The 8,537-nt window shown below is 40.0% G+C and carries 5 protein-coding genes; 1 reads left to right on the top strand and 4 read right to left on the bottom strand.

Annotated elements, in window-relative coordinates:
• Positions 1-95: 95 nt before the first annotated feature.
• The gene (gene garR / locus IJS99_03125) at positions 96-992 is read left to right on the top strand and encodes a 2-hydroxy-3-oxopropionate reductase (protein ID MBQ7560817.1); all 897 of its coding nucleotides are present in this window, start codon (positions 96-98) and stop codon (positions 990-992) included.
• Positions 993-1,056: 64 nt separating this feature from the next.
• Here garR and IJS99_03120 read toward each other — a convergent pair whose 3' ends face one another.
• From IJS99_03120 to IJS99_03105, 4 genes are all read right to left on the bottom strand, one after another.
• Positions 1,057-2,025, bottom strand: a complete 969-nt coding sequence (locus IJS99_03120) for a phosphatase PAP2 family protein (GenBank protein ID MBQ7560816.1) — start codon at positions 2,023-2,025, stop codon at positions 1,057-1,059.
• Positions 2,026-2,145: 120 nt separating this feature from the next.
• Entirely contained in the window at positions 2,146-4,962 is a 2,817-nt protein-coding gene (locus IJS99_03115; GenBank protein MBQ7560815.1) for a hypothetical protein, read from the bottom strand.
• A gap of 157 nt (positions 4,963-5,119) precedes the next feature.
• A complete protein-coding gene (locus IJS99_03110) occupies positions 5,120-7,987 on the bottom strand; it encodes a hypothetical protein (protein MBQ7560814.1) in 2,868 nt (955 codons plus the stop codon).
• A gap of 124 nt (positions 7,988-8,111) precedes the next feature.
• Entirely contained in the window at positions 8,112-8,480 is a 369-nt protein-coding gene (locus tag IJS99_03105) for a RidA family protein (GenBank protein MBQ7560813.1), read from the bottom strand.
• Positions 8,481-8,537: the final 57 nt, after the last annotated feature.

The following is an 8,537-nucleotide window of genomic DNA, read 5'->3' as shown; positions in this document are numbered from 1 at the left end:
TTCCCAACCCCGAAGGGGGGAGAAAAGCGAGTCACACCTGATATAATAAATTCAAGAAATAATATTTTAATTTTTCAGGGAGATAAAAATTTTTCATGAAAATAGGATTTATAGGACTCGGAATTATGGGCAAACCTATGGCAAAAAATTTAATTAAGGCTGGTCATGACTTAACAGTTTATAATCGCAGCCGGGCTCCAGTTGATGAAGTTGCTGCGTTCTCTCAGGGTAAAGCTAAAGCAGCCGAGAAAGCTTCAGACGTTGCAAAGGGTGCCGAACTCGTTTTAACAATGCTCCCGGATTCTCCTCAAGTTAAAAGCGTAATGCTCACTGATGATAAAGTTGCTGATTACATGGAAAAAGGTGCAGTATTTATCGATATGTCATCAATCAGCCCGATTGCAAGCCGTGAAATTTATGACTCACTCGCAAAAATGGGCATTGAAATGCTTGACGCTCCCGTATCAGGCGGAGAACCTAAAGCGATTGACGGCACATTAAGTTTCATGGTAGGAGGCAAGGAAGAAATTTTTGCAAAATTTGAGCCGGTCTTAAAAGCTATGGGATCTAGTGTTGTATTATGCGGAGAAATAGGCGCGGGCAATGTTACGAAATTATGTAATCAGGCAATTGTCGCTATAAATATCGCGGCAGTTAGTGAGGCTTTAATGCTCGGCAAGAAAGCAGGCGTAAACCCTGAGGCAATTTATCAGGCAATAAGGGGCGGACTCGCGGGCTCTGCAGTAATGGACGCAAAAGCACCCATGATTATGGATCATAATTTCAAGCCTGGATTTAGAATCGATTTGCACATTAAAGATTTAGCGAACGTAATGGACACTGCAAAATCTGTTGACGCTCCTATGCCGTTAACTGCTCAGGTTTCAGAATTCATGAAAATTTTACACGGCGATAATAAAGGGAGTCTCGATCACAGCGCGCTCGCTCTTGTTTACGAGAAAATGACAAATACTGAAATCACACGCGGATAAATAAATAAAAGCCTCATACACGAAATAATATCATGCATGAGGCCGTGAATTTCCGCAAAAATTTTTATTTACGAGTGAATATTTTTATAACTATTGGCCAAATCGCTACAGTATAGAAAAATTCAATAAAGCCGATCGCAAAATGTCCCCAGTGTGAACCGAGCGCAGTATTTAACGGAACTGTCATAAAATTATACACGCTGCAAATGTTCATTCTTATATAATAAAGCGGGATAAATCCAATAAACGCAACAATGAGTCCGACAATATTAAAGCCGGTCGACTCAAATTTTATAAATGTCTTCTCAATGAATCGTCCTACAAGAAAGCCCGCAATCATTCCATTAGCTAAAAATGTGTCATTCATCATCTTTGCAGGGTCAACGAGTAAAGATCCATCAGCCTTATAATCTAAAGGATAAGTCTTATGAGTAATATAATAAATCGACGCAAAACATAAAATCATGCCGATTAACAAGAAAATATTTTCACTCTTAGGGTGAGCACTTATATAGCCTACAATTTTTGCAGCTACCCAGACAGAACACAGGCCGAAAATTGTTCCGATTATGACATCTTGAGGCGTATGAACTCCCAAATAAATGCGTGATAATGCAGTTACTATAATTAGAATTCCTAATAAGAACGTAACTATTTTTGCTTTCTTATGACATAACACAGCGAGTCCCCCGTAAATCGGCGATGACTGCATTGTGTGACCGCTCGGAAATGAATAACCGCCCGCAGTCTTCATTGTTATATCCCCGCCGGCCGGAATGATTCGCGAGTCCCTTATCCACGGACGATAAGCACAGACCGTTAATTTAAGTAATCCGTTAATGAACCAGCTTGTGCAGTATGAGACGTATAAAAATAATCCGTTTTTCTTGTCAATGCACCAGTAAACTAAAACAGGAATCATTATGACCCATGACACCGCAAAAAATGAAAGCACCGTGATAAAATCAATTAGTGCCTGACTATTTATCGCGTTTCTTAAATCCTGAAGCCATAATAAACAAGTAATATCCATAAAAATAAATCTCCTTAGTATAATAAATAATAAATAATAATATATTGCAAGAAAGTATTTTATCACAAAATAAAAACAGCCAGAGATTTGCCCCCTGACTGTCTTATTAATTTAGCGTGATTATTGCTTCAATACTAAGTCTAATAAAATCGAGGATTGAACGTTGAAATTTGGATTATTGGGCGAGGCAAAATTAAGAGTTCCTGCTAAAGCTGCTCTGTTTTGATAGCCTGCGCTCATAGTTACAATAAATTTATTAGTGCCTTCTTCTCCGTACCAGACATATGCGCCGAGTTTTTCAACTGTTACAGTTTTTACGGGGAATTCAATATATTGATTTGTTGCACGTTCTCCATAGCGCGGGATATCAATATATGCAGAGATTTTGAAGTCAACTGTTTTTGCTGATACATTAGCATTCGTAAACTGCACGTTGAAATCGCGAAGTCTTACGCTGTACATATCCGGACTCGAGTTCGTAATCTGCAATATATTCCCGTCCTGTAAAGCAACTATGCCGCCTGCCTGCGGAACATCCCATGAAGTATTATTAAACGCTGTTAAATCAATGGGTGTTGTCTCTGTTACCTTATGAAGATAGTAGACTGTATGAAGCCTCGTGATTGCCTGACTATTTCCGCTGTCTGCAAGTAAAATCATTCGTGCAGCTGACTCGCTCTCAAGAATAAATACTCCCTTGAGTTCAGAATCTCCGCTCTCAAATGCAAATTTATAGTAATTGCCGAAAATGTTATCAACTTTTATGGGTTCCTTCATTAGAGCTACAGGCAGCATTGAGCCGTAATCTACAAATGTTCTAGTTCCAACATCAAAACTTGCTAATCCCATAGTGCCGAAGCCGGAAATCTCCCCGCCCGTGTTATTCCCGTCAAAAACTATATTTGCGAATGTCTTAGAATTTATGCCGGGATAAATCATTGCGCCTGAAGAATTGCCGATAACTGCAAAACCGCCGGATTTAGCGTCAAACGGTGTAGACTGCCAAGTGCTGTGATTCATTATCGTGTTAAAATCAAGCGTCTGACTAGTCGGGGGGATTCTTGATGCTACAGCGTCAACACTCACTGTTAAGGCCATATCTTGGAAATTAAATTTTCCGTCAATCTTTATTTTATTAGGATCGTTATTAACGCCATTAACCGTAAATGAACCGTGCGTAGAATTTACTACAAAATCATATGACGTAGCGCCTTCTTTAACTGTAACTTTCTCATTGTCGAATACTACAGGAATCAGGAATGAATCACTGCTTAAAACCGTGAACGCTGAAAAATTCGCCGTGCCTGAGTCAATATCAACTGACGAGAAATACGCCCCGAATGTCAATAAAGTAACTTCACCGCTAAAACCGGGATTTACGATATTTACTTTTGCGTCAGAACTCGCGCAAGTCCATGCCCCGCTGAAGAAAACGTCTTCTATATCGCCTAAATCAGACAAGAAAGCAATAATATCTACTTCTTTATTATTTACAGTTACATGTGCAGTCATAAGGGCATAATTATCTAAGACAGTTATAATAGCTCGTGAGCTGCCCTCTGTTGTCTCGTCGCCGTTGTCAATATACCATGTATTATAGCCGATTCTTTCGACATATGTCGCGTTAATATCAAAGCTTACATCATGATAAACGCGATCCTGTGAAATGGGCGTATTCTCGTAGTATCTGCCTAATATTATTATTGTGAGAGAGCGATTTGCTATGTCAGCAGATTCAGCAGGGAACATCAAGCCAAGTTCTTCAAATTTTATATTTATGGGTCTGCCGGCTGAAGGGTCGTGAATTTCTCCCACTGCTAAATTTTGTGTGTGCCATACTGAACCGATTTGATCTATTATGTTAAATGTACTCTCGCTTGCATCGGGCTTTTTCTCAAGTGCTAATGCTGTACGGGTCTCATTATAGCCGCCGTTTTCTGTTATTGTCATTGCCGCATTAACTAAATATGCGTGTTTGTTATCAGAATTGACTAATAATACAGACTTATCACGTGAAGAAATCTCGATCTTGTAAATATTATCATAAAGCGCTGTGATTTTTGCGTCCTTATAGTCAAGATTCATGATTGGATTTACAGGGCCTGTAAAATCATTGCTTGCTGTGAGAGTCCCGTATGCCATTTGAGTCGTGAGTATAGAATAATTATTTGCTGTGTCAGTCTCCTCAAATATCATGTTAGTAAATGCTATGTCGATCTCGCGCATTCCGTTTATTAATGGCATATCACCGGGGCGCTCAGGAGGTTCGGGCATATTTGAATCATTTGAGGGCATGGGCATATCAGCACTCATGAAAGAAAATCCGCCGTTAATCATTCCGTTCAAATTTGAAGGAGTCTGCCACGTTCCATTGAGTAAATTATCCATTTCTGCATATGATTTACTTGACGCGGGACCAATTTTCTTGAATGTTACTCCCACTAAAGCCTTATATGAGCTGAAAATATTTACACCGCCGATAAGAGTTAATGAAGGATTTGACTCTGTTCCGTCAAGTTCAAACAAGTAAGAGTCGCCGTAAATATTCATGCTCCACATATTAGAAGATAAATACTCGGTGCTGGCTTGTGATTCGTCAAATGCTACAGGGATAATAACTCGGTCGCTTGAAAGAATTGCAATGACATCTAAATATAATTGTCCGTTACTGCCTTCAACGTCTACACTCTGGAAACGCAAAATAAAATCTTTGATTGAGAGTTTGACTTCTGTCCCGTCAATATCAGCAGAGGCAAAATTATTTGTTGCGCTTGTATCAATTCGCCAAACTCCCGCCAATGTCGTATCAGCGTCAATAACATCATCGACAGGGAATAATGACGAACTGCTCCCCCCGCAGCCCCCGCTTATGACCGCAATAAATAATAACGCAGCCGCTCCGCAAAAGGCCAAAAACTTACGACTAAATGAACTCATAAAAAAATTACACTCCTTATATATAAATAATTAACAAATTTTACAAGTATGCGTAATTATAGCACTAAAATTTACGTATTTATACACAAGAAAAAACAGCCGGAGAAAATTTTGATTCTCCCCGACTGCTTAAAAATTTTATTGATTGATTAATATTTTATTTCTGTATCATAGTCCCAGCTAATGAGACAAAATAATAATTCCCGTTAAATGGAACATTGAGATTTGCGGATAAAATCACGTGATAACCGCTGCCCATCTCGTCTTTTATTATAGTCAATATGAACTGGCTGTGATTTGCCTGCGCTATACCGTACCACATATTTACTCCAGCGTCATAGACATCAACATTTCCATTGAATGGCAAATTAAGAATTACATCACTGCCCGACCTATGAAGAGTTATATTTGCGCTGAAGTCTATAGTGTTCGTTCCTATAGGCTGGCCGAATGTTACGTCAAAGCTGTCAAGTATAAGCTCCGGGTTATATTCTGTCATGTCGCTGAAACGCAGAGAATTATCGCCCGATACAAGGAATCCGCCCGTGTGTTCCTTTGTCCAGCTGGTACCGATCCACTGCCTTATATCCTGCTCTGAAGATGAAGTAAGCTTTGTGAGACTCAATAAAACATGCATCTTGAGTTCATTAGTTCCGAGTTTGTGATCAGCCTCAAGAATTAATTTCGACGACTTATCATCTGAAAGAACACATACACCCTTAATTCCCTGATCGCCCGAAGTAAAATCAAATCTATAGAAATTATTAAACATGTGCTGAACTGATAGCGGCAAATTTAATAGAGTAAGAGGTATAGTTCCCGCTGAAGTGTTCATTATTCCGAACCCTGTTGCAGCTGCGTTATTGCTATCTCCCTTAAATGACAAACTCGCCATTGTTTGACCGGGGTTAGCTGCAATATAGGGATATTGTACTTGAGCATTAGGCATAACGACAAATCCGCCCGAATTCGCCGAGTCAGCAAGAGTCGTCTGCCACGTTGAGTCTTTCATGACGGAGTCAAAATCAAGCGTTGCCGCTTCATTGTCAGACTTTGTAACTTCAGCGTCGATACTGATATTAAAGCCTAGAGACTCATATTTGATTACTCCGCTGAGATTTGCGCGCATTGTTCCATCTGAATCAGGTGAAAGCATTTGAACGGTGAAACTGCTTCCGTTTTCTGTTGTTACTTTATAAATTCCCGGAGTATCAGTACTATTTACATTAACGGGTACTCTATCATAGACCATAGGAGTAAATACATTATTGCCGGGATTTAATGGATTATCAAAGGCTAGTAGAGAAACCGCCGAGAAGTTCGCCGTGCCTGCATTAATGTCAACTGATGAGAAGTAAGCACCGAAATTAATTAAATCAGCATTTCTCGGTGTAGATGGTCTATCTGATGCGACAAATTGAACACTTGCCTTATCGCCCGGTCTATGAGTCCAAGCTCCCTTAAAGAATACATCTGACATTTCACCGGCTTCACTTACAAAGGCCGCAATTGATATATAACTTCCGCCTATCAGTCCCGAACTAATATTAGCAAATACAAGTGCTATAGGATCTCCGCCTACAGGTGAATCAAGTAACGTGAATGCAAAATCAGACTCGCCGGACTCGTCAACAGCATACCATGTGTTATAGGCTAATTGCTTGACATTTACGAGATCTATTTGAGCGTTTAGAACTTTAACATCCGGAGAAGTGCCGCTTTCAGGAGTCGCGGTAGGGTTCATCTCTGAATATTCAGCGGTGATTAAAGCTGTAAATTTGCGATTTGTAATATCTGCTTCAGGGAATGCAAGATTGAGACTGCGAATCATTAAATTATTAATAGCAGGAGTCGCTGTTGTGAAATTGATTGTTTGACCAGCCGCAAAGAATGAATCCCACGCCGTGCCTATATAATCAGTAACGTTAACGTCGCTTGAGTCGGGTTTCTTTTCGAGTGTTAAGACCGAACGAATTTCGACATATTCAGTGCCTGCTTTCAATGCCGTTATATTTACAGCATAACCACTATTGCCGCCGTCAAGAATTACGTATGTTTTATCTGATACTGTCTCTAAATCGGGGAATGCTTCTTTGTAAATGTCATCAAACGGGAATTCCAGCTTATAAATATCGCCGAACACGTGAGAGAGATTTACGTCGAGATCAACATCAATTAAAGGCATAAGGGGGCCGTCTCCTGACCAGTCGCGGCTTGCCTCGTCATTCAAGAAAGCAAGAAGGGACATTTGCGACATTGTAGCTTTGCCTTGTGAGATACTGCTATTTGATAATTTAGCACTGAAATATGCTTCGTCAATTGCAGTCATTCCGGGAATTCTTAACATTCCAGGGACATTTTCATTCGGTGCCGGTGTCTCTTGAGTGCTGCCCATGTCCATACTCGTGAAAAGGAATCCGCCGTTATACTCACTAATATTTGATTGCCAGTTACCGTTAATTAGGGCGTTCATTTGGCTTTCTGTCTTGGCAGTCTCATTAAATTTTTTGAGAGTTACATTAACAACTGCATAAGAATCACCGATAAATCTTACTATTCCGCGAATATTTAACGTGGGATTTGATGACTCGGCATTATTTAGGGTAATTGTCAATAAAGAATTTTGCCCCTCTGCAAGCCATTGACCTGATTCAGTAAGTGTCATATCAGTAGACAATTTTGTGAGGTCATAAGCTAACGGAAGCAGAACATTATCATCAGAAATAAGAGCAAATGCCTCAATATATGCGCTGCCGGCCGAGCCTTCAACGTCAACTGATGAGAGTTTCACAGCAACGTTATGAATCGCAAAATTAACTGTTTCGCCGTTCACGTCAGCCGAGAGAGTATTTTTTGCGCTCGTGTCAATTACCCAGCCGCCTGTGAGAATCGTATCATAGTCAGTAATATCAATCGGCAAGAATGAAGACGAACTACTGCCGCCGCAGCCCCCGCTGATAACCGCAATGAATAACAAAGCAGCTACAACAGAGAAGGCCAAGAAATTACGCTTAAATAAATTCATGAAAAAATTGATCTCCTTACAGTAAATAAATTTTTAAGATTGCAAGATTATAACACCGTGAAAATTTTTGCGCAAAAAAACAGCCAGCAAGAAAGAATCTCACTGACTGCGAATTATTAATTATTTATGCTTCGGCTATGCACTCAATTTCACATAATGCGCCCTTAGGAATATCACGAACTGCAACACACGAACGGGCGGGCTTTGAGGTAAAAAATTTTGCGTAGACTTCATTAAATGCCGCGAAATCTTTTATATCAGCAAGAAAACATGTTGTCTTGATTACTTTATCAAAACTTGATCCGGCCGCTTTGAGTAATTCTCCGACATTTTTGCAGCTCTGTTCGGCCTGTGCTGAGATTCCCTCTGGCATTTCTCCAGTCTCAGGATTTACAGGAATTTGTCCCGATGTGAAAATTAATCCGTTCGCTATGAATCCCTGTGAATAAGGCCCTATTGCTGCGGGTGCCTTGTCAGTGCTAAAAACTTTCATGTTATATATATCCTCCTGCTATAAAAAAATTTACTGCTAATTTTACTCCACTCAAGC

It is taken from the genome of Synergistaceae bacterium (assembly GCA_017444345.1).
Classification (GTDB): domain Bacteria; phylum Synergistota; class Synergistia; order Synergistales; family Aminobacteriaceae; genus JAFUXM01.
This window is presented reverse-complemented; position numbering and strand designations above follow the sequence as displayed.

Excerpts from the sequence above, each read along its gene's own strand:
- garR (MBQ7560817.1), top strand. The coding sequence starts at position 96 with ATGAAAATAGGATTTATAGGACTCGGAATTATGGGCAAACCTATGGCA.
- IJS99_03120 (MBQ7560816.1), bottom strand. The coding sequence starts at position 2,025 with ATGGATATTACTTGTTTATTATGGCTTCAGGATTTAAGAAACGCGATA.
- IJS99_03115 (MBQ7560815.1), bottom strand. The coding sequence starts at position 4,962 with ATGAGTTCATTTAGTCGTAAGTTTTTGGCCTTTTGCGGAGCGGCTGCG.
- IJS99_03110 (MBQ7560814.1), bottom strand. The coding sequence starts at position 7,987 with ATGAATTTATTTAAGCGTAATTTCTTGGCCTTCTCTGTTGTAGCTGCT.
- IJS99_03105 (MBQ7560813.1), bottom strand. The coding sequence starts at position 8,480 with ATGAAAGTTTTTAGCACTGACAAGGCACCCGCAGCAATAGGGCCTTAT.